At 57.6% G+C, this 20,195-nt stretch carries 24 protein-coding genes; 14 read left to right on the top strand and 10 right to left on the bottom strand.

The window, feature by feature from the left end; genetic code table 11:
- Positions 1-168: 168 nt before the first annotated feature.
- Both K787_RS0104905 and K787_RS0104900 read left to right on the top strand, forming a co-directional pair.
- Positions 169-2,346 (top strand): malate synthase G, encoded by a 2,178-nt coding sequence (locus K787_RS0104905; RefSeq protein ID WP_022961677.1) that lies wholly within the window; start codon positions 169-171, stop codon positions 2,344-2,346.
- A gap of 159 nt (positions 2,347-2,505) precedes the next feature.
- Entirely contained in the window at positions 2,506-2,913 is a 408-nt protein-coding gene (locus K787_RS0104900; protein ID WP_022961676.1) for a hypothetical protein, read from the top strand.
- Between the two features lie 62 nt (positions 2,914-2,975).
- Here the strand turns inward: K787_RS0104900 and K787_RS24600 are convergent, their stop codons facing one another.
- From K787_RS24600 to K787_RS24595, 3 genes are all read right to left on the bottom strand, one after another.
- Entirely contained in the window at positions 2,976-3,149 is a 174-nt protein-coding gene (locus K787_RS24600; protein WP_022961675.1) for a YqaE/Pmp3 family membrane protein, read from the bottom strand.
- Between the two features lie 90 nt (positions 3,150-3,239).
- Positions 3,240-4,097 (bottom strand): DMT family transporter, encoded by an 858-nt coding sequence (locus K787_RS0104890; protein ID WP_022961674.1) that lies wholly within the window; start codon positions 4,095-4,097, stop codon positions 3,240-3,242.
- 114 nt (positions 4,098-4,211) lie between these two features.
- Entirely contained in the window at positions 4,212-4,361 is a 150-nt protein-coding gene (locus tag K787_RS24595) for a DUF3096 domain-containing protein (RefSeq protein ID WP_022961673.1), read from the bottom strand.
- 121 nt (positions 4,362-4,482) lie between these two features.
- Here K787_RS24595 and K787_RS0104880 point away from each other — a divergent pair, with 121 nt between their 5' ends.
- The 5 genes from K787_RS0104880 (at position 4,483) to K787_RS0104860 (ending at position 8,377) form a co-directional block, all read left to right on the top strand.
- Entirely contained in the window at positions 4,483-4,749 is a 267-nt protein-coding gene (locus tag K787_RS0104880; protein ID WP_022961672.1) for a DksA/TraR family C4-type zinc finger protein, read from the top strand.
- A gap of 51 nt (positions 4,750-4,800) precedes the next feature.
- Positions 4,801-5,793, top strand: coding sequence for a diacylglycerol/lipid kinase family protein (locus K787_RS0104875; RefSeq protein ID WP_022961671.1), 993 nt, complete (start codon positions 4,801-4,803; stop codon positions 5,791-5,793).
- Complete coding sequence (locus tag K787_RS0104870; RefSeq protein WP_022961670.1) at positions 5,790-6,605, top strand: metallophosphoesterase family protein; 816 nt, start codon at positions 5,790-5,792, stop codon at positions 6,603-6,605. Before K787_RS0104875 ends, K787_RS0104870 begins: the two co-directional genes overlap by 4 nt.
- 19 nt (positions 6,606-6,624) lie before the next feature.
- Positions 6,625-6,867, top strand: a complete 243-nt coding sequence (locus K787_RS22240; RefSeq protein WP_022961669.1) for a DUF1289 domain-containing protein — start codon at positions 6,625-6,627, stop codon at positions 6,865-6,867.
- Between the two features lie 181 nt (positions 6,868-7,048).
- Entirely contained in the window at positions 7,049-8,377 is a 1,329-nt protein-coding gene (locus K787_RS0104860; RefSeq protein WP_022961668.1) for a diguanylate cyclase domain-containing protein, read from the top strand.
- 20 nt (positions 8,378-8,397) lie between these two features.
- Here K787_RS0104860 and K787_RS25000 read toward each other — a convergent pair whose 3' ends face one another.
- From K787_RS25000 to K787_RS0104845, 3 genes are all read right to left on the bottom strand, one after another.
- Positions 8,398-8,574 (bottom strand): DUF6435 family protein, encoded by a 177-nt coding sequence (locus K787_RS25000; protein ID WP_022961667.1) that lies wholly within the window; start codon positions 8,572-8,574, stop codon positions 8,398-8,400.
- Between the two features lie 106 nt (positions 8,575-8,680).
- Positions 8,681-8,908 (bottom strand): VF530 family protein, encoded by a 228-nt coding sequence (locus K787_RS0104850; protein WP_022961666.1) that lies wholly within the window; start codon positions 8,906-8,908, stop codon positions 8,681-8,683.
- Positions 8,901-9,170, bottom strand: coding sequence for an RNA recognition motif domain-containing protein (locus K787_RS0104845; RefSeq protein WP_022961665.1), 270 nt, complete (start codon positions 9,168-9,170; stop codon positions 8,901-8,903). The genes K787_RS0104850 and K787_RS0104845 overlap by 8 nt, the downstream gene beginning before the upstream one ends.
- Before the next feature lie 117 nt (positions 9,171-9,287).
- On the opposite strand from K787_RS0104845, the gene K787_RS0104840 reads away from it, so the two are divergent.
- Together K787_RS0104840 and K787_RS0104835 are read left to right on the top strand one after the other, a co-directional pair.
- Positions 9,288-9,809, top strand: a complete 522-nt coding sequence (locus tag K787_RS0104840; protein WP_022961664.1) for an RNA methyltransferase — start codon at positions 9,288-9,290, stop codon at positions 9,807-9,809.
- A 33-nt stretch (positions 9,810-9,842) separates the two neighbouring features.
- Positions 9,843-11,063, top strand: a complete 1,221-nt coding sequence (locus tag K787_RS0104835; protein WP_022961663.1) for a BaiN/RdsA family NAD(P)/FAD-dependent oxidoreductase — start codon at positions 9,843-9,845, stop codon at positions 11,061-11,063.
- Here the strand turns inward: K787_RS0104835 and lnt are convergent.
- Entirely contained in the window at positions 11,039-12,664 is a 1,626-nt protein-coding gene (gene lnt, locus K787_RS0104830; protein WP_084671943.1) for an apolipoprotein N-acyltransferase, read from the bottom strand. The two genes, K787_RS0104835 and lnt, sit on opposite strands and share 25 nt — an antisense overlap.
- A 30-nt stretch (positions 12,665-12,694) precedes the next feature.
- Between lnt and K787_RS25190 the strand changes: the two genes are divergently transcribed.
- Together K787_RS25190 and yihG are read left to right on the top strand one after the other, a co-directional pair.
- On the top strand, positions 12,695-12,856 hold the full coding sequence (locus tag K787_RS25190) for a hypothetical protein (protein ID WP_022961661.1): 162 nt from the start codon (positions 12,695-12,697) through the stop codon (positions 12,854-12,856).
- Between the two features lie 25 nt (positions 12,857-12,881).
- Positions 12,882-13,772, top strand: coding sequence for a 1-acylglycerol-3-phosphate O-acyltransferase, YihG family (yihG, locus tag K787_RS0104820; protein WP_022961660.1), 891 nt, complete (start codon positions 12,882-12,884; stop codon positions 13,770-13,772).
- Here the strand turns inward: yihG and K787_RS0104815 are convergent, their stop codons facing one another.
- From K787_RS0104815 to K787_RS22235, 3 genes are all read right to left on the bottom strand, one after another.
- Positions 13,773-14,087 carry a TraR/DksA family transcriptional regulator gene (locus K787_RS0104815; RefSeq protein ID WP_022961659.1) on the bottom strand — a complete coding sequence of 105 codons (315 nt, stop codon included), beginning with the start codon at positions 14,085-14,087 and terminating at the stop codon, positions 13,773-13,775.
- Between the two features lie 81 nt (positions 14,088-14,168).
- Positions 14,169-15,290: an alanine dehydrogenase gene (ald, locus tag K787_RS0104810; protein WP_022961658.1), complete on the bottom strand. Its 1,122-nt coding sequence runs from the start codon at positions 15,288-15,290 to the stop codon at positions 14,169-14,171.
- Between the two features lie 108 nt (positions 15,291-15,398).
- A complete protein-coding gene (locus K787_RS22235; RefSeq protein WP_022961657.1) occupies positions 15,399-16,454 on the bottom strand; it encodes a GGDEF domain-containing protein in 1,056 nt (351 codons plus the stop codon).
- Positions 16,455-16,710: 256 nt separating this feature from the next.
- Here K787_RS22235 and K787_RS0104800 point away from each other — a divergent pair, with 256 nt between their 5' ends.
- From K787_RS0104800 to dbpA, 3 genes are all read left to right on the top strand, one after another.
- Positions 16,711-17,715: a response regulator gene (locus K787_RS0104800; protein ID WP_022961656.1), complete on the top strand. Its 1,005-nt coding sequence runs from the start codon at positions 16,711-16,713 to the stop codon at positions 17,713-17,715.
- A gap of 20 nt (positions 17,716-17,735) precedes the next feature.
- The gene (locus K787_RS0104795) at positions 17,736-18,692 is read left to right on the top strand and encodes a sensor domain-containing diguanylate cyclase (protein WP_022961655.1); all 957 of its coding nucleotides are present in this window, start codon (positions 17,736-17,738) and stop codon (positions 18,690-18,692) included.
- Between the two features lie 111 nt (positions 18,693-18,803).
- The gene (dbpA, locus tag K787_RS0104790) at positions 18,804-20,183 is read left to right on the top strand and encodes an ATP-dependent RNA helicase DbpA (RefSeq protein ID WP_152486786.1); all 1,380 of its coding nucleotides are present in this window, start codon (positions 18,804-18,806) and stop codon (positions 20,181-20,183) included.
- Positions 20,184-20,195: the final 12 nt, after the last annotated feature.

Below are 20,195 nucleotides of genomic sequence, written 5' to 3'. Positions count from 1 at the left end.
CCCACTGGGTAAAAGAGCGGTGACCCGGATTTGCCGAGCCGCCTACGCAGCGCGACAGAATTCCACGCCTCGAACATGATTTGCAACCCATCATCGTGTAACATACTGCCTCCAAATTCCACGTCCTGCGCATGATCGCGCAGGTTGTCTGCAGAGTGAGGGTTTTCCATGACTGAACGCGTCCAAGTCGGCAGCCTGCAAGTTGCCAAGGTTCTCCACGATTTCATCAATCAGCAGGCCATCCCCGGCTCCGGCGTCAATGCCGATGCCTTCTGGGCCGGCTTTGAAACCCTGCTCACTGACCTGGCACCGAAGAACAAAGCCCTCCTCGCCAAGCGCGACGCGCTACAGGCCAAGATTGATGCTTGGCATCAAGGCCGTGCAGGCCAAGCCCACAACGCCGTTGAATACAAAGCCTTCCTGCTTGAGATTGGCTACCTGCTGCCCGAGCCTGATGACTTCCAGGCGACAACCGCCAATGTCGATGAAGAAATCGCCCAGTTGGCTGGCCCGCAGCTCGTCGTACCCGTCATGAACGCGCGCTTCGCGCTGAACGCTGCGAATGCCCGCTGGGGTTCGCTGTATGACGCACTGTATGGCACCGATGCGATTTCTGAAGCCAACGGCGCCAGTAAAGGCCCTGGCTACAATGAAATCCGTGGCAACAAGGTTATCGCCTTCGCCCGCGCCTTCCTCGATGAGGCAGCACCGCTGGCCAAAGGTTCCCACGTAGACTCCACTGCCTACGTGATCAAGAACGGTCAACTGGCCGTGACGCTGCAGGACGGTAGCGACACCGGCCTGAAAGACAGCGCCCAGTTTATCGGTTCCACGGGCCAGGCCGAGCAGCCTGAGGGCGTATTGCTCAAGCACAACGGCCTGCACTTCGAAATCCAGATCGACCCCACCAGCAATGTCGGTCAGACCGACGCAGCCGGTGTCAAGGACGTACTCATGGAGTCTGCCCTGACCACCATCATGGATTGCGAAGACTCCATCGCGGCGGTGGATGCCGATGACAAGACCGTGGTTTACAGCAACTGGCTAGGCCTGATGAAAGGCGACCTGGCGGAAAGTGTCGCCAAGGGCGGCAGCAGCTTCACCCGGACCATGAATCCCGACCGCGAGTACACCCAGGCAGACGGTTCCACGCTGACCCTGCACGGCCGCTCGCTGCTGTTCATCCGTAATGTTGGCCACCTGATGACCAACAACGCGATCCTCGACAAGGACGGCAACGAAGTACCAGAAGGCATCATGGATGGTGCGTTCACCAGCCTGATCGCCCTGCACAACCTGAATGGCAACACCAGCCGCAGGAACACCCGTACCGGCTCGGTGTATATCGTCAAGCCAAAGATGCACGGCCCGGAAGAAGTGGCTTTCACTAGCGAACTGTTCGGCCGTATCGAGGACATCCTCGGCATGCCGCGCAATACGCTGAAGGTCGGCATCATGGATGAAGAACGCCGCACCACGATCAACCTCAAGGCCTGCATCAAGGCCGCCAGCGAGCGTGTGGCCTTTATCAATACCGGCTTCCTCGATCGCACCGGTGACGAGATCCATACCTCCATGGAAGCGGGTCCGTTTATCCGCAAGGGTGATATCAAGGGCGCCGTGTGGATTAGCGCCTACGAAAACAACAACGTTGATATCGGTCTGGCTACCGGCCTCAAGGGCCGCGCCCAGATCGGCAAGGGCATGTGGGCCATGCCCGACCTGATGGCCGCCATGCTGGAGCAGAAAATCGCTCACCCGATGGCCGGTGCCAATACCGCCTGGGTACCTTCACCCACTGCCGCAACGCTGCATGCACTGCACTACCACAAGGTCAATGTCGCCGAGCGTCAGGCCGAACTGGCCAAGCGTACACCGGCATCAGTCGACGACATCCTGACCATCCCGCTGGCACCCAACACCAACTGGTCTGCCGCCGAGATTCAACAGGAACTGGACAACAACGCCCAGGGCATCCTCGGCTATGTGGTGCGCTGGGTCGACCAAGGCGTGGGCTGCTCCAAGGTGCCGGATATCAATGATATCGGTCTGATGGAAGACCGCGCCACCCTGCGTATTTCCAGTCAGCATATCGCTAACTGGTTGCGCCACGGTGTTTGCACCCAGGAGCAGGTTATGGAGACCCTGCAGCGCATGGCTGCTGTGGTGGATCGTCAGAACGCCAACGATCCGGCTTACAAGCCTATGGCAGCGAACTTTGACGACAGCATCGCCTTTCAAGCTGCCGTCGAGCTCTGTGTAGAAGGTAGCGTGCAGCCTAACGGTTATACCGAGCCAGTTCTGCACCGCCGCCGTCGCGAGTTCAAGGCACGCTACGGCCTGTAAATCATTGATTTACCCAAGGCAATAGCAAAACCCCGGTCCGTCCGGGGTTTTTTATGCGCTTTTTCTTACAATCACGACAAGGCTCACACAATCGGCGATTGAAGAAAGTCACTGCAACAGCGCATCATGTCAGCATTACATAACACAGAGAACGCACCTATGAGCCTGGCCTGGTATATCGCGGCAGAGAGGGATGTGGCTGGTCTAGACATCTTCTGCAACGGCAAATCGATTGCCCATAGCGATGAGGAACGCCTGGAACAACTGTGCCTGGAACTGGGAGTCAGCCCGTTGATGGATTTTTTCAGCGTGGACCCACAGGAGACCGAAAATCTACTGGAAGCCTATCTCGATAACGATGAAGAGCCACTCAGTACGCCCGAAGAACAATGGTTCCCGGCCGCCGACGGACTGGTAACGATTCGCGCGCTATACAATTACCTTACCGAGCACCCGGGGCAGCTTGAGAACCAGCAAGCAGTGCTGGACGATCTGAGTGAATATCTGCGGATTTTGCAGACATTACGTCAACATCAGGTGCGATGGCACCTGGCAATAGATATCTGACCGCCGATAGCTCATACCTGATAAGAATGCCAGCGGTCAGCACAGGGGTCCCGGGAACCTGGTTAGTGCTTGAGAATCACGTAAAACGCATGAATGATGCCGGGTATGAACCCGAACAGAGTCAGCAGGATGTTCAGCCAGAAATGACCTTTGAAGCCGACTTCCATGAAAACGCCTAACGGCGGTAACAGTACGGCAAATATCATTTTGATGGGGTCTGTCGCGGTAACGGCCATGGTCGCTCCTTATAATATGGACAATACTTAGGACAGCCTCACCAACACATAAGTTCGGCGCTGCGCTAGCGATCCGGCGGGAAACGAACGCTAACCCGCCGCGGACCTTTTCCCCCAAACCACCAGGGCGATGCCGCCCAGCGTCAAAATCGCCACCAGCACCAGTCGCAACGTAATATTTTCCGCCAGCAGCAGCGCCCCTCCCAGGGCAGCAAGAACCGGTACACTCAGCTGTACGCTGGCGCCCTGTATGGCAGTCAGCCCTTTGAGCGCGCTGTACCAGAGGGCGTAACCGAGCCCGGAGGTCAATGCGCCCGATATCAACGCATACAGCAGGCCAGGCCCGTCCTGGTTCAAGCTTCCGAGAAACGGCAGCAACAACAGCAATGCAAGGGGCGTAGCGCGAATAAAATTGCCTGCTGTGGCCGCGAGTGGATCGCCCGCTCCGCGTCCGAGCAACGAATAGATGCCCCACGCCACGCCAGACACCAGCATCAGGCTAGCGCCGAGCAATGACGGGGCGGCCGCTCCAGGCAGCAGCAGCATCAGCAGACCCGCCACAGCCAGTATCAAGCCGACCGTTTGCACGGTTTTCAGGCGCTCACCGCGCACCAACCCCCATCCGGTCATCGTTAATTGCACGGCACCAAACAGCAGCAAGGCGCCAGCCCCGGCCGGTAAATACACATAGGCCAGCGAAAAAGCCGCAGCATAGACGAACAGAGCCAAAGCAGAACGCCAATCTCCGCCGACCGGCTGTTTTCTGGTGCGCACTTGCATCAGCAATCCGAGCATGAATGCGCCGGATAGAATACGAATCGCGGTGAAGCTGACAGGATCGATGTCGGTATCGCGCAGAGCGAGCCGGCATAACAGCGAATTGCCGGCGAACGCCAGCATGGCCAGACAAGTGAGCAACACAAAACGACAAGGTACTGCGCGAGCCATGGAGATGGTCCAATCCTCAGCAATTGGTCACTTTATGGCTGAAACCGCTGAGGCTCAATACCCCTTTAGGCGCAATCACATCACCAGCCACCCAGATGGCTGGTGACCGGTGCCTTACAAGCGGAAATTAAGGCCGCCACCGAAGAGTCCGACCAGACCGATAATGATCAGGTAGATGGCAACGATATAGTTCAGCAAACGCGGCATGATCAGGATCAGGATACCGGCAATCAGAGATATCAGAGGCGTCAAAGCGATGTTCATTGCATATTCCTTGCGAGGTGATTGCGAATTGTTGTGGCATTTTGCTGTCTATCCTTTGTAAGGATACATCTTGGACCGACCACAAGGATAGCAAGTTCATAGCGGTCAATCGGAGGCATTCATGGCTACTGGCTGGGCTCAAGACGGCGCTGTGCAGGATCAGATTGATGACACTGTGGATGAGGCAGTGCAGCGTGCGCGCAGCCAGTTGCCCAAGGGTGAAAGCCTGCACCACTGCGAGGAGTGCGACGCTGCCATTCCTGAGGCTCGGCGCAAGGCGCTACCCGGCGTGCGACTCTGCATCCATTGCCAGACGACGCAAGACCAGGCCCTGGCGCAGCATGGCGGTTACAACCGTCGTGGCAGCAAGGACAGCCAGCTGCGCTGATTCGCAGAGCGTTACGCCCAGCACTCATTATTCAAGGAATAACCAAGCGGCATGACATCAACTTCTACCGTCACTAACGAACAACCGCGCGAGGCTATGCCAGAGCTCACCGGCAATGAACCTTTTTTCATGGTCATGAACACCGGATCCGGTAGTCAGGACGCAAAGGAAATACAGGCTACCGTCGCCCGGATCATGCAAGAGGCCAACCGCCGCTACGAACTGATCGCCGTTGATGACGGCTCCGAACTGATCCCAGCCGCGAAGAAAGCCCTTAAGCTGGCCAAAGAGCAGCGTGGCGTCGTGGTCGCGGTAGGTGGCGATGGCACACTGAACGCCGTGAGCCAAGTGGTACTTGGATCCGGCGTCCCGTTCGGCATTCTACCCCAGGGCACCTTCAACTATTTTGGCCGCTGCTACGGCATTTCCCAAAACACCGAGATCGCTGCGCGATGCCTAGTGGACGCCAAAATCCAGCCGGTCAATGTTGGATTGCTGAATGACAAGGTATTTTTGGTCAACGCCAGCCTGGGCCTCTACCCGCAATTGCTGGAGGACCGCGAAGCCTACAAACAGCGGTTCGGTCGCAGCCGTTTGGTTGCACTTTGGTCGGCGCTGGTCACCCTGTTCAAGGCCCACCGGCAGCTCAAGGTCCAGATTGACTATGAGGGCAAGCAGCGGGCGCTGCGCACCCCGACCATTGTAGTCGACAACAACGCGCTGCAACTCAAGCATATGGGCCTTAATGAAACCAAAGAGCTGCAACACAATTATCTGGTGGCTCTGACCTCCAAACCGCTCAGCACCTTGAGCCTGTATGGCCTGCTGCTACGTGGTCTGATGAGCCGCCTGGGAGAGGACCAGAACCTGATCAGCTTCGGCTTTCACACCATGACTGTGCGCCTGGGTCGCGGCCGCAAGCGCACCAAGGTAGCCATGGACGGTGAAATTTCTTATATGCACTCGCCGTTGGTGTTCAAGGTAGCTGAGCATCAATTAGCGCTATTAGTAGCCCGCAACCCTGAATTGCGGGAGACCGCATGATCCGATTGCTGCAAATCTCCGACACCCATTTTGGCACCGAGCGTCCAGAGGTGATGAACGCCATCAGCCAGCTCTGCGCAGAGCACAAGCCTGACCTGGTGATTCTCAGCGGTGATATCACTCAACGTGCGCGACGAGGTCAGTTCGCCGCTGCACGTGAATTCACCAACCAGTTGCATGCACCGCTGCTGAGCGTGCCGGGCAATCATGATCTGCCGCTATTCAATCTGTTTGCCCGGGCCTTCAGCCCCTACGGCAACTACCGGCGCTTTTTCGGCCACGATCTGGAGCCGGAGTTTGAAACCGAGCAGCTACTGGTTATCGGCGTCAACAGCACCCGCACCCGCCGCCACAAGGACGGCGAGTTGTCGGACCAGCAAATAACTCGGGTCGCTCAGCGCTTGAAACAGGCTAGTCCCGAGCAACTGCGGGTAGTTGTTCAGCATCACCCAGTGCGTGCGATAGAGGCTTCCGATACCGCTAACCTGATAATTGGCCGTGAAAAAGCCGTGCCAGCCTGGGTCGATGCTGGCATGGACTTGGTACTCGCAGGGCATATCCACCTTCCCTACGTACTGCCACTGTATGGCCAGCAAGGCGAAGATGGCCGTCAGGCCTGGACAGTGCAGGCTGGTACTGCCGTGTCAGAGCGGGTACGAGGCGAAATATCGAACTCGGTCAACCTGATCTGCTATCAGTCCATCCAGAGCAACCTCGAGTGCGTCGTAGAGCGCTGGGATTATGTTCACGGCTCACAACGTTTCGAGTCGGCACTTAGCACTGCAGTGGCCATTAGCCGCGACCGAACCTGATACATCACCAGAGCTGACCATGTCCGATTACATTACCAAAAAGCCGTGTATCGATATCTGCAAATTCAACAGGCATGACATTTGCAAGGCCTGCGGCCGAACGTACGAGGAAAAGAAATCCTGGAAGCGCCTATCGGACCAAGACAAGCAGGCCATCTGGACGCGGGTGCTAAATTCGCACGGCAGCGGCTCGGGGAAAGCAGCAAAGGCGCTACGCACGCTGTATCACAATGCCCAAGACAGGGCGGCAAGCAAGCGGTAACATCGGCTCTACGCAGCGTCCAGCTGTTCAGAGACACGCGACCGATAGCCCACCGAGGCGTCGCCGACTATCCTGGCAACGGGTCAAGCGCCTCGTTCCAGCAAGGTTATAAAAACAATGCCAACAAGCGGTGCAATTGTTCCCGAAGGGACTTGAGGTGTATTCACCCAGCCCCAAAGTGATGGACCTACTCCTCGACGCCATTTGTGTTGTCGATGCCCAAGGCCGGTTTGTGTACGTCAGCGGGGCCTGCGAGCGTATTTTCGGTTATACCTGCGAGGAACTGGTCGGCACATCCATGATGGAGCTGGTGTATCCCGATGACCGTGAGATGACCCTGGCTACTGCCCGCGAAGTCATGCTCGGCCGCCAGAAAAATCACTTCGAGAACCGCTATGTGCGCAAGGACGGTCAGATTGTCCACATCATGTGGTCGGCCAGTTGGTCGGAAGAGGAACAGCTACGTGTAGCCGTCGCCCACGACGTGACAGAACGTAAGCACACCGAAGCCATGCAAGCTGCGGTATATGCCATTTCAGAAGCCGCCAACAGCTCGGAAGACCTTGCGGCGCTATTTTTGCTGATTCACCAGATCATTGCCAGGCTAGTACCGCTGAGCCTGTTCAGCGTTGCCCTGCGCGAACAGACGGACGGTTCACTGAACTTTCCCTACTACGCCGATCAGCACGGCCCGCAAGATGCGCGCGAGTCCGCCGATGCCAGAACACTCTGCGCGGAGATCATCGGTTCCAGTGAGCCACTACTGCTGACAACGGATACCCTCAGCAATGATTCGGACCTACTCACGCTGACCGACCAGACGTCACTCAACTGGCTTGGCGTGCCACTGATCGCGGCCCAGAGTACCTTTGGTGCGTTATTGATCCACAGTCATGCTATTAACCAGCGCTACACCGCCAAAGAGCTAGAGCTGCTGCAGTATATTTCCATTCAGATAGCGTCAGCGGTACAACGCATGCAAATGCAGGCCCGCCTGCAATTCCTGTCGCATCACGATCATTTGACCGGCCTGCCTAATCGCACACTCCTATTCGATCGTATGGAACGAGCACTCGCACGGGCTCGACGAGACAAAACCAAAGTCTCGCTGTTATATCTGGACTTGGATAAATTCAAACAGGTCAATGACAGCTACGGCCACGGTGTCGGGGATCTGCTGCTGCAGGCCGTGGCAAACCGACTGCGCCATTGCGTGCGTGAAGTGGACACCGTCTCGCGGGTGGGTGGAGATGAGTTCGTGATTATGCTCGAAGACATCCAGCAGCTCGATCATGCCCTGCAGGTCGCGGAGAAGATCCGCGAGCAGTTAAACCTGCCCTTTCAGCTCGCCGAACATAATCTGAGGATGATCCCCAGCATTGGTATCGCACTGTTCCCTGAACACACTAACGAGCACAACGAGCTACTAAATTTGGCGGATCGGGCCATGTATTACGCCAAACAGGCCGGCGGCAACCGCTCTCAGGTCGCCACATTAAAACCAGCCTGACCAGGCCGGAGCCAACGCCATCAGAGCTGATTTTTCTCCAGCGGCTCCAATTGCTTCCACAGCGCATCGGCCTCCTGGCTCAGTGTCGAGTAGTTGCGAATATCGCCGTTGCGCTGCGCTTGCATGGCAGCCTCTAGCTTGGCGTCGTAGGCCTTGCGTAGCTTCTTCGACGGATCACGATTAAACAGTCCGAACATCGGCGCCCTCCGGCATAACCAGGTCGTTTTGAAGCAGCTTAGAGCAAAATTGAGCTCAACAACGCGAACAACTGTAACAAGACGAGTGTCAGTCGCGTTGATGAGCTTAGCTGTCGCGACGCAGCGTTTGGAGATACAGGGCCTCGACCTTTTCCCGAGCCCAGGGGGTCTTGCGCAGGAATTTCAGGCTGGAATTGATGCTGGGATCGGTGGTGAAGCACTTGATGGTAATACGCTGCCCGAGCTCTTCCCAGCCATAGCGTTCAACCAGCGCGCTAAGGATCACCTTCAAGGTCACCCCGTGCAAAGGATCGGCGTGTTGCTGCTCAGCCACGCGGAGTGCCTTGCGCGGCCTCGGCGGATTCATCCTTCTTCACCCGAATACGGCTACCGGCCACTTCCTGATTATTCAAGGCCTTGATGGCCGCTTTGGCGTCATCATGCTTGGGCATTTCCACAAAGCCAAAGCCCTTGGACCCCCCCGTCACCTTATCTAGCACCAGGGTGCATTCGGTTACCAGACCATGGCCCTCGAACAGGTTGCGCAGCTCGGTTTCAGTGGTGGTACGGGCAAGATTACGAATCAGCAGTTTCATGGGAGGTCCGTGGTAGAATACGATCCGCACATTATACGCCTATCCGGCGCGGGCTTCACGGGCAAGCGCGGCTGATGCGCTAAGTTTGTGCCCGGCGCCCCAGTACTCGAGGCTTGCATGTCAGCACCCTTTATCAGTATCGGCCTGATCAATCCCAAAAGCCCGAGCAATGTCGGCGCCGTGATGCGCGCCGCTGGCTGCTATCAGGTGGATGAGGTGCGTTATACCGGTAGCCGCTATGATCGCGCTGCGCGTTTTCACACCGATACCCAGAACATCAGCCTGAACATTCCACTCAAGGGCCTCACGGATCTGCTCAACGATCTGCCCAGCGGCACCAAGGTGGTGTGCGTGGAATTGGTCGAAGGCGCCACCGCCCTACCCTCGTTCGTCCATCCCGAGAACGTACTCTATGTGTTTGGCCCGGAGGATGGCAGCCTGGATCAGGCCCTGGTAGATCGCGCCGACGCAGTGGTCTATGTGCCCACCGTCGGCTGTATGAACCTGGCGGCCAGCGTGAATGTATTACTCTACGATCGATTGGCCAAATCGGCACGGGCTCAGGGCAGCGATGCCCTCATTCGCAGCAGCCGCGATACCAACAACAGCGTGCGGGTTAAACCGCCCGCACAGCAGTAAGAACCTCCCTTTTACTATCAGGAATAAACCACCGTGCCACCCGCTTGCGAATATCATGACGTTGTCATCCTTGGCGCCGGGGCCTCCGGCCTGCTCTGCGGCTTCACCGCTGCGCAGCGCGGGCGTAGCGTGCTGATCCTGGAGCGAGCCAATAAGGTCGGCAAGAAAATACTTATGTCCGGTGGCGGGCGCTGCAACTTCACCAATTATGTCATCGAGGCGGACAACTTCCTCTCGGACAACCCACATTTCTGCAAGTCTGCCCTCAAGGGCTATACCCAGTGGGACTTTATCGCCCTGGTGGAGAAGCACGGTATTGCTTACGAAGAACGCAAGCACAGCCAGTTGTTCTGTCAAAACTCGGCCAAGGATATCGTCGCCATGCTATTGGACGAATGCGCCGAGGCCGGCGCGGAGATTCGCAGCCATTGTGAGCTTGACAGCATCAGCGCAATGGATGACGACCACGGCCGCTACCAGTTAGAACTGCACCACGATGGCCGCCCTCAGCGCCTGCGGTGCCAGTCACTGGTAATTGCCACTGGCGCGCTGTCGGTGCCGACCCTGGGCGGTAGTGGCGTGGGTTACGAGATCGCCCGACAATTCGGCCTGGCCGTCACCGAACGGCGCGCCGGACTGGTACCCTTTATGTTCAGCGACAATATCAAGGGACTGTGCGAACGCCTGAGCGGCACCGCGCTGGAAGTCAGCGTCAGTTGCAATGGCACCTGCTTTAGCGAAGCCATGCTGTTCACCCATCGTGGCCTCAGCGGTCCGGCGATGCTGCAGATATCTAATTACTGGCACCCCGGCGACGCGATCAGTATCAACCTGTTACCCGAACAGCACGCCGCGCAATGGCTACTGCAGCACAAGCAGGAGCAGGGTCGTGGCCGGCTGAGAACGGTGTTATCACAGTCATTGCCCAAAGCACTGGTGGGCGAGCTCCAGGCGCTCTGGTGGCCGGGCAAGGAAGAAGCGCCGTTGGCAGAGTTCAGCGATCGGGAGTTGCAGCGTATCGGCCAATTGCTCAACGGCTGGCAGCTCAAACCGTCGGCTACAGAAGGCTATCGCACCGCCGAAGTTACCCTGGGCGGAGTCGATACCGCCGGCATCAGTTCCAAGACCATGGAAGCCAAACAGCAACCGGGCCTGTATTTTATCGGCGAGGTCCTGGACGTTACGGGCCACCTGGGTGGCTTCAACTTTCAATGGGCCTGGGCTTCCGGTTACAGCGCCGGCCAATTCGCCTGACCGGCGGGCCGGCGCCGAAGCGCCAATAGCAACAACACTGTCAGGCTGGCATACAGGATGAACGACAGTACTCTCGGGTGCCGGCTGTAAAAACTTCCTCCCGACTCGGCAGCATGGGGCATGTACACCAGCAGCTCCTGCCGTTGAAAGGCCTCGGTACTGCCGTTGAGCCGCCCATTGGGCGCAGCCACCACAGAAGGTCCATTGTTGATTAGGTGAATCATCGGCACGCGATTTTCCACCCCGCGTACCACGGACATGGCGCTGTGCTGGAAGGGCTGACTAGTCTCGCCAAACCAGTTGTCCTGAGAGACGAACAGCAGCACCTTGCCCGCAGCGTCGGCACCGATGGAAGCTGCGATAAACTCGGGAAACGCCGTCTCGTAACAGATCTTCGGCACGACCCGCATGCCGTTCACCTCGAAGATCGTATGCTCCAGCCCCGGCTGCAACGGGCGCAAAAATTCGCCAAAAAACGTTCTAGTCAGCCAATCCACACCGGGCAGATGGAAGAACCTCGGCAGGTATTCGCCAAAAGGCATCAGTAGCACCTTGCGGTACACACCGCGCTGCTCGCCGTCGGCATCCAGATGCGTTAGCGCGTTATAGTAAACGGCTTCGCCATCATCCCAGGCGCGCTCGGCATCATGCAGAATCAGCGAAACGCCGCGCTCACGTAGCACCTCGGCATAGCGCATACGCACACTGTAACGATCAAAGTAACCCTTGTAGCGAGCCTCCGGCCAGACCACCAGCTCAGCACCGGCTTTAGCCAGACGCTCGGTTGCGGCCATTTCTTCAGGGTATTCCCGGGTGAAACCTGGCAGAGGCTCAGGCACGTCCAAGGTTACGGCATCGTTCGGCTGCACCAAACCGATCGGCCGTAGGTCCCAGGCCAACATCCGTTCATCCCACTGCTGGAGACTGATAAAGCCATAAATGAACCACGCGGCTAGCACCGCCATCGCGACCAGCTTGCCCAAGCGCTGTGTACGGCCCCGATCGATCAGCAGTTGAACAATCAGCACGCCGGTCATCAGCATCAGCAGATCCAGTGCCTGCACCCCGAGCAGGGATACGCCCTGCAGCGCAGGCAGGAAGTTAGCCTGGGCCTCGGCGAAATACGCGCCGAATAACAGCGGGTAGATGCCCATAATGACCACCATGCAGATCGGAAAGCTCAACAGATCCCAAGCAGGCAATCGCTGTGAAACCCAGCGATAGAGCAAGCACGACAGACCGATGGAGAGCCCCGCGTAGCACCAGAACAGCAACCCGAACAAGAGCGCCAATGGCCAGGGAAGTTCGCGCAGGTTGATCAGGAACTCAGCAATCCAGTAACTGGCGATCGCGAAATAGGCTACGCCATTGACGAAACCCAGCAGCAGCGCGAAAGGCAGCGAGGCACTACGCAGCGCAAACAGCAAGGGCACGCTGCCTATCCAGGCGCTCCAATAAAGCGCCTGATCAAACCAGGGCAGCCCCATCAGCACGCCACCAGCCAAGGCCAGCAGCAGGCGCAGCATTGGGCTCAACAACAGTGACTGGGGTCGCTCCACCCGCACACTAGCCGCCGGGAGAGCGGGATCTAGCCGTGACATTGCACGCCTCCAGAAACTAATCAGGTCAAAATGCACCGCGCATCAACCGCCGATACCGCCGATACCGCCGAGCTACTCTATTCAGCGCGCCAGACACAGACCATCCCCTGTTCGGGTGAAAAGCCGCTGATCCATAAGCGCTTTTCGTCCTTTACAGCACTGCCACAACCCGCAAAATTCGGTATTCTTTGACCATCGCAAGAAGGAAATCCAATCCATGCCGCCCTGGTTAACCGGCACCCTGACGTGCCTGATGATATTGTTGTTTACCCTGATCGGCATCGGGCCGATGTTGATCATCGGACTGATAAAAGCATTCATTCCGGTACCCGCCTATCAAAGAGCCTGTTCACGGGCCGTGATGTGGATTGCCGAAAGCTGGGCGGAAAGCGTCAAATGGGCTTTCAACAAGATGACGCCCACAGCATGGGATATCCGCTGTGATACCCCTCTCAATCCGCAGCACTCCTATCTGGTGGTTAGCAATCATCAGTCCTGGGTTGATATTCCAGCTCTGTTGCAGGCTTTTAACCGCAAGACGCCTTATTTCAAATTCTTTCTGAAAAAGGAACTGATCTGGGTCCCCTTTCTCGGCTTAGCTTTCTGGGCGCTCGATTACCCATTCATGAAGCGCTACAGCAAAGCACATTTAAGCCGCTATCCCCAGGACCAGGGCAAAGACCTAAAAATTACCCGCGAGGCCTGCGAGAAGTTTCAGCACCTGCCTGTCACCGTAGTGAACTTCCTGGAGGGCACACGTTTCACCCGCACCAAGCATCGTCAGCAGACATCACCCTTCAACAATCTGCTCAAGCCGAAATCCGGTGGCATTGCCTTCGTGATGGCCGCTCTGGGCGAGCAGATGAGGTCGCTGCTGGACGTGACCATTCTCTACCCTGAAGGCAAGGCGCCCGGCTTCTGGGGGCTGCTTTGCGGCAAGGTAGACCGGGTGGTGGTCGATATCCGCCAAGTGGAATTATCGGCGGCCCTATTCGCCGGCGACTACAGCAACGATCCGGTATTTCGCACTGAGTTTCAGCGGTGGGTGAACCAGCTCTGGGAGGACAAGGACCGGCGTCTGCTGGCACTGCGCGAGGAGCGGCGCTGATCACACCTCAGCGCAAGTAATACAGGTGTCGGTGGCAGGCAAGGCATGCAACCGTTCTGCACCGATAGACTCGCTACAGCGCGTGCACAAACCGTATTGCCCTGCATGGTAGCGTCTGATGGCGGCATCAACCTGCTGTAAAGATTGGTCTGCCTCCTGCAGAAGGGCCCGCATCACCTCATCGTTCTCGCGCTCCTGAGCCTGCTCGGCAGAGTCCGCAGAATGAGCGGCCGCCAAATCCCGGCTCAGCGCGGCCTGACGCTGGAGGTACTCTTCGCGCAAATGCTCAAGGGTTTGCAGCGGATTATCATGCATGGTGCTCTCCTTTAGGTAGAAACCCGCATAACGGGTGCGCCTCAGCTTGAGGCCTTGCCGTGCTAAGCGCCTTGACCCAGATCAGTCCAGCGTCTCGAGTGCGTCCTCAAGCCCCTGCACCGGCATATCCAGCGCCTCGCCGACGCCGCCGTTGGTCAGCCTGCCGTGGGCGATATTCAAGCCTGCCAGCAGGTGCCGGTCTTCGCGCAATGCCTGTGCCAAACCCTTGTTGGCCAATGCTAGCACGTAGGGTAGCGTTGCATTATTCAGCGCCTGGGTAGCGGTACGCGCCACCGCCCCAGGCATATTGGCCACGCAGTAGTGGACAATACCCTCCTCCACGTAGGTCGGTTCGGCATGGGTGGTAGCCCGAGAGGTTTCCGCACACCCGCCCTGATCTATGGCTACATCCACCAGCACGGCACCGGGTTGCATGCGAGCAAGCACTGCCCGCGAAATCAATCGGGGTGCGGCCGCGCCGGGGATCAATACCGCACCAATGACCAGATCAGCTTCAACCAACTGCTCCTCCAGCGTCACGCTGGTGGAAAACAGCGTCTGGATACGGTTGCCGTACTGACGATCCAGACGCCGCAGTACCTGCGGATCGCGATCCAGCACCCGCACCTCAGCGCCCATGCCCACCGCCATGGCCAGGGCATTGCTGCCGACCACTCCGCCACCGAGGATCACCACTTTGCCGCGTGGCACACCCGGCACCCCGCCAAGCAATACGCCGCGCCCACCCCGTGCCTTCTCCAGACAGCCTGCTCCGGCCTGTACAGCCATCCGACCGGCCACTTCGGACATGGGCGCCAGCAAGGGTAAACCGCCATATTGATCAGTCACTGTTTCGTAGGCGATGCAGCAGGCCCCTGAGGCCAGCAGAGCCTCAGTCTGTTCACGGTCCGGGGCTAGATGCAGGTAGGTGAAGAGCACCTGATCCGCTCGCAACAACGCCCGCTCGCTGGCCTGCGGCTCCTTGACCTTGACGATCAACCGCGCTTGCTCGAACACCCCTCGGGCATCGGTGATGCGCGCTCCGGCAGCACGGTATGCCGAATCGTCGTAACCAATGGCCAAGCCAGCATCCGCTTCGACACTGACCTGATGCCCGTGGGCGATCAGTTCTGCCACCGCCATGGGCGTAAGGCCGACACGGTATTCGTGATTCTTGATTTCTCTGGGGACACCAACGTGCATCGCCGTCACCTCCGTTAAAAACACTTTGCTTTATTCCAGTGTAGAGGGTCCAGCCGTACATTCGCTTAAAATGACGCCGAGTAAATTACTCACAACAGCGGCGGCGCATTAGCGGCCAAACGACATAGGTGCCAGATGATATTGCTGACCAGCCGCTACCACCTGGTTGCGTCCCCCGCCCTTGGCCTCATACATGCGCCGGTCGGCGGTCGACAGCAGACTGTCCAGACTTTGTCCGTCTTCGCCCAGAGTGGCGACGCCGGCACTGAACGTCATCACCTGAGTGCGCCCCTCGATATCCGGCGGTTGCGCGACCAGTAGTTCGCGCAGGTCATTAGCCCGTTCGGCGGCCTGACCGAGGTCGGCCCCAGGTAGTAGAATGGCAAATTCCTCGCCGCCGAGGCGACATAACAGATCCGTATCGCGTAACCGCTGCGGCAGCAACTGCGCCAAATGACGTAAGGCCCGATCACCGCCGCCATGACCAAACTGATCATTCACCTGTTTGAAGTGATCCAGATCCAGAATGATCAACGACAAGGGGTTGTTGTCGCGCAGCGCATGACTGCGCTCGCGTTGAAACACTTCAGCCAGCTTCATCCGGTTAGCCAAGCCAGTCAGCGTATCGGTGCTGGCCAGCTCAAGCAGTCGCGCCTCATTGGCCACGCGACTACGTTCGTAAATATGCGAAAACATCATGATCGCCGCACTACTCAAACCGACGTTGGCCGCCACCATCGCATTCAACCAGGAATCATCGACCATATACCGATAGTTGAACGCTGCCACTCCCATACTGAGGAATCCGAGCGACATCCAGAAGCCGCCGCGCAGGCCCAGCAGCAAGTAGCAAATGATCGGAATAGCCTGAATCCAGGCAAAAACCGTAAAGGACGTGCTCGGCAACAACAATGCAAAGGTCATCAGAGCAAAAAAAGGAAACAGATAGAGTAGAGTCCACATGCGCAGATGCGGTGTTGTATCAGCGATTCGCAACAGCCCCAGCGCAAATAGAGCATAAGTAATCTCAAGCCCTGCCAGGACCCATACTCCCCTGCCGAAATTCACGGCACCGAAAAGCAATCCCCCGCCTACTGTAAACCACAACAAAGCCTTGAACACCAGCCTGCGGTGCTGCTGACTGGATCCCAGCATTTGCGCCATCGACAGCCTCCATCGCTTTATCGTTATTTGTGCAACAGTGTGTCGCACCCATTGAAGCATGAGTGCAGCCCTGAATAATATTCGGCCTTTGCTTTAGATCACAGTAAATAAACGCAGTATGTGCGCATAATAGCTTCTCAACTGGCCAATAAATGTGCATGCTTAAAGAATATGGCCAAATGCCTCCTACTTTAAGTATCTCCTTTCATTGACTCGAAACAAGACATTTTGTCTTAAGGCAACAAGGATAGCGGATGTGAGCACAATACCCTTGCTGGTGTGCGACGATTCCAACATGGCCCGCAAGCAACTAATCCGCGCACTTCCATCTAACTGGCCGTTTCAGGTTTCCCAGGCTACCAACGGACTGGAAGGCCTGGAAGCTATGCGCCAAGGGCTGGGACAGATAGTACTGCTGGATCTGACCATGCCCGAACTGGACGGCTTCGGCGTGCTCGCGAAACTCCGCGAAGAAGGTTTGCAGGCAGACGTTATCGTGGTCTCAGGGGACGTTCAGGAAGAAGCCGTGCGTCGGGCCAAGGCGCTCGGCGCCAAGGCTTTCATCAAGAAGCCTGCTGACCCTATGCAGTTGGCAGAGGCGCTGAACGCGCTGGGCATCGACATCCCGCTGAATAGCACGCCGATTGCGCCCACTGCGGCGTTTTCCGACTTGCCCAATGTATCCTTCCGCGATGCCTTCCGTGAAATCACCAACATCGCCATGGGTCGTGCTGCCGAATTGCTCGGCCGCGTGCTGGGGGTGTTTATCCAGCTACCCATACCCAATGTCAATATTCTCGAGGTGGGCGAGCTACACATGGCCCTGGCTGACGCCCAGCGCGGTGAGCGCCTGTCAGCCATTTGTCAGGGCTATATCGGTGGCGGAGTGGCTGGCGAAGCGCTGCTGGTATTCCACGATGCCGAGATTAACGACGTTGCCAAACTGCTGAATACGCAGGAGGACGAGTCGGCCAAGCTGGAAATGCTTCTGGATCTGGCCAGCATCATTATCGGCGCCTGCCTCAACGGCCTGTCTGAACAACTCAATATCAATCTGTCACAAGGTCACCCGCTGGTACTTGGCCAACACTGCCCGATCGAAGATCTTATACGCATCAACCAGCGCCGCTGGAAGCGAACGCTGGCAGTTGAGATCAGTTACAGCCTGGAAGACATGGATATTCACTTCGACCTGCTGCTGCTCTTCACCGAGGACTCTGTGCCCCGGTTACGCGAAAAACTCGACTTTATGATCGATTGACCCCCCATAGGACCCCTGCCATGTCTGCTCAGTTTGATATCAATGAACTTCACTGGTTACTGGATATTGTCCAGAGCATTGATGTCGGCGTAGTGGTCATGGACCGCGATTACCGAATCGACGTGTGGAACAGCTTCATGGAAAACCATTCCGGGGTAGGTTCGGACGAAGCGGCGCGCAAATCCCTGTTTGAACTGTTTCCGGAAATCGAACCCAACTGGTTCAAGAAAAAGGTCGAGACTGCCGTCATGCTTGGCACCCGGGCATTCACCATCTGGGAGCAAAGACCCAACCTGGTGCACTTCAAAAGCTATCAACCGATTACCGGGCTGGCTGACGAGATGTACCAGAACGTCACCATCCTGCCACTGCGCAGCACCAGCAGCATTACGGACCATGTGTGCCTGATTATCTACGATGTAACGGGGGTCGCCATCAACAAACGCCAGCTCGAGTCAGCAAATACCCAACTGCGGGAACTGGCATTGCGTGACGGGCTCACCGGACTGCTTAATCGGCGTTACTGGGAGGAGTGCCTGGAGCGTGAATTCGCCCGCCATGTACGCTACCAGAGCCCAGCCAGCCTGGTGATGTTTGATATCGACCACTTCAAACGCTTCAATGATACCTATGGCCATCAATTGGGTGATGAGGTCATCCGCGAGGTCGCGCGGCTAAGCAAATTGTTCGCCCGTGAGACCGATTTTGCTGGCCGCTATGGCGGCGAAGAATTCGTGGTATTGCTGCCGGACACCCCGATTGAAGGCGCTGCGCAATTCGCCGAGCGGTTACGCAGCGCTATTGAGAGGCTGACTATCGAGCATATGGACGAGGTGCTCAGCGTCACCATCAGCCTCGGCATCGCCGAACTGGATGATTCCATGACCTCGCACCAGGAGCTGATAGAGTCTGCCGACAAAGCGCTCTACCAATCCAAGGAAAAGGGTCGAAACTGCAGTACTCAGGCCGGCGACTGACTAGACCGGACACAGCTTCGCGCGGCAGACTTGAATTCAGGCTGATATGCTCACGGATTGAACTGGTTCGCTCTGATACACTGTCTGCCCTCCCACCAGCAGGTTATGTGCGTGAATCCAACTTCTTTTTCCAGTCTGGCCTTGCCCAAGGCGCTTCTCGACACCCTTGAACACCTGGGCTTCACCCAGATGACACCGATTCAGGCTCAAGCCTTGCCGGTCATTCTCGCGGGCAAGGATCTGATCGCTCAGTCGCGCACCGGCAGCGGTAAGACCGCGGCGTTTGGCATAGGCCTGCTGACCCCGCTTAATCCCGCCTTTTTCGGCTGTCAGGCGCTGGTATTAAGCCCAACTCGCGAACTCGCCGCCCAGTCTGCCAGCACATTGCGCACGCTGGCCCGCGGCCTGCCGAATATCAAGATCATCACCTTGTGCGGCGGCACACCTTTTGGCCCGCAAGCGGCCTCACTGGAGCAGGGTGCACATGTCATCGTCGGCACCCCGGGGCGGATCAAGGACCATCTGGACCGGGGTACGCTGGAACTGAGCGGGCTCAATTGTCTGGTGCTGGATGAGGCCGACCGTATGCTGGACATGGGATTTTACGACAGCATCGCCGAGATCATCAGCCTCGCCCCCAAACGCCGGCAGACGCTGCTGTTTTCCGCCACCTACCCAGCATCGATCGATAGCCTGGCTGGCCGTTTTCTGCAGGCACCCGAGCGTGTCAGCATTGAAGAAACCGAACCACAGAATCCGATAGAACAACGGTTTTACGAGATAACCCCCGCCGAGCGGCTGCAAGCGGTGGTGCGTCTGCTTGCCGCTGAGCGGCCGCAACCCTGTATCGCCTTTTGCCACACGCGCCAGCAGTGCCAGGACCTGCTTCAGCACCTGCAGGCCAACAAGATCAGCGCCCTGACCCTGCATGGTGATATGGAACAGCGCGAGCGTGATGAAGTACTTGCGCTGTTCGCCAACCAGAGCTGCAGCGTACTGGTAGCAACGGATGTTGCCGCTCGGGGTATTGATGTAGCCGGTGTGGCCGCGGTGATCAACGTCGAGCTGTCGCCTGACCCGGCGCTGCACACTCACCGGATCGGCCGTAGCGGTCGAGCCGGCGAGCCTGGACTGGCCCTGAGCCTGGTGGCCCCTGCCGAGGGTGGACGCGCCAGCAGTATCGAAGCAGCCCAGGGAACTCCATTGGCCTGGTGTGATCTGAATAGCCTGCCAGCCACCCTGGAGCAACCTCTGATTGCGCCGATGCGCACGGTCGCCGTTGCTGGCGGACGCAAGGACAAGGTGCGTCCAGGCGATCTGCTCGGAGCTCTGACCGGTGAGGCGGGTTTGCCGGCTGACGCCATAGGCAAGATCAGTATTACCGACTATCAAGCGTTGGTCGCTATCCGTCGTGATCTTGCGCCTATTGCCCAGCAAAAACTGGAGCAGGGCAAGATCAAGGGGCGACGATTCAAAATACGCCTGCTCTGACATTCATACTCT

Source organism: Halopseudomonas pelagia CL-AP6 (assembly GCF_000410875.1).
GTDB lineage: Bacteria > Pseudomonadota > Gammaproteobacteria > Pseudomonadales > Pseudomonadaceae > Halopseudomonas > Halopseudomonas pelagia.
The sequence above is the reverse complement of the archived record's forward strand: the minus strand, read 5'-3'. Positions and strand labels throughout refer to the sequence as shown.

Excerpts from the sequence above, each read along its gene's own strand:
- K787_RS0104905 (WP_022961677.1), top strand. The coding sequence starts at position 169 with ATGACTGAACGCGTCCAAGTCGGCAGCCTGCAAGTTGCCAAGGTTCTC.
- K787_RS0104900 (WP_022961676.1), top strand. The coding sequence starts at position 2,506 with ATGAGCCTGGCCTGGTATATCGCGGCAGAGAGGGATGTGGCTGGTCTA.
- K787_RS24600 (WP_022961675.1), bottom strand. The coding sequence starts at position 3,149 with ATGGCCGTTACCGCGACAGACCCCATCAAAATGATATTTGCCGTACTG.
- K787_RS0104890 (WP_022961674.1), bottom strand. The coding sequence starts at position 4,097 with ATGGCTCGCGCAGTACCTTGTCGTTTTGTGTTGCTCACTTGTCTGGCC.
- K787_RS24595 (WP_022961673.1), bottom strand. The coding sequence starts at position 4,361 with ATGAACATCGCTTTGACGCCTCTGATATCTCTGATTGCCGGTATCCTG.
- K787_RS0104880 (WP_022961672.1), top strand. The coding sequence starts at position 4,483 with ATGGCTACTGGCTGGGCTCAAGACGGCGCTGTGCAGGATCAGATTGAT.
- K787_RS0104875 (WP_022961671.1), top strand. The coding sequence starts at position 4,801 with ATGACATCAACTTCTACCGTCACTAACGAACAACCGCGCGAGGCTATG.
- K787_RS0104870 (WP_022961670.1), top strand. The coding sequence starts at position 5,790 with ATGATCCGATTGCTGCAAATCTCCGACACCCATTTTGGCACCGAGCGT.
- K787_RS22240 (WP_022961669.1), top strand. The coding sequence starts at position 6,625 with ATGTCCGATTACATTACCAAAAAGCCGTGTATCGATATCTGCAAATTC.
- K787_RS0104860 (WP_022961668.1), top strand. The coding sequence starts at position 7,049 with ATGGACCTACTCCTCGACGCCATTTGTGTTGTCGATGCCCAAGGCCGG.
- K787_RS25000 (WP_022961667.1), bottom strand. The coding sequence starts at position 8,574 with ATGTTCGGACTGTTTAATCGTGATCCGTCGAAGAAGCTACGCAAGGCC.
- K787_RS0104845 (WP_022961665.1), bottom strand. The coding sequence starts at position 9,170 with ATGAAACTGCTGATTCGTAATCTTGCCCGTACCACCACTGAAACCGAG.
- K787_RS0104840 (WP_022961664.1), top strand. The coding sequence starts at position 9,288 with ATGTCAGCACCCTTTATCAGTATCGGCCTGATCAATCCCAAAAGCCCG.
- lnt (WP_084671943.1), bottom strand. The coding sequence starts at position 12,664 with ATGTCACGGCTAGATCCCGCTCTCCCGGCGGCTAGTGTGCGGGTGGAG.
- K787_RS25190 (WP_022961661.1), top strand. The coding sequence starts at position 12,695 with ATGCACCGCGCATCAACCGCCGATACCGCCGATACCGCCGAGCTACTC.
- yihG (WP_022961660.1), top strand. The coding sequence starts at position 12,882 with ATGCCGCCCTGGTTAACCGGCACCCTGACGTGCCTGATGATATTGTTG.
- K787_RS0104815 (WP_022961659.1), bottom strand. The coding sequence starts at position 14,087 with ATGCATGATAATCCGCTGCAAACCCTTGAGCATTTGCGCGAAGAGTAC.
- ald (WP_022961658.1), bottom strand. The coding sequence starts at position 15,290 with ATGCACGTTGGTGTCCCCAGAGAAATCAAGAATCACGAATACCGTGTC.
- K787_RS22235 (WP_022961657.1), bottom strand. The coding sequence starts at position 16,454 with ATGGCGCAAATGCTGGGATCCAGTCAGCAGCACCGCAGGCTGGTGTTC.
- K787_RS0104795 (WP_022961655.1), top strand. The coding sequence starts at position 17,736 with ATGTCTGCTCAGTTTGATATCAATGAACTTCACTGGTTACTGGATATT.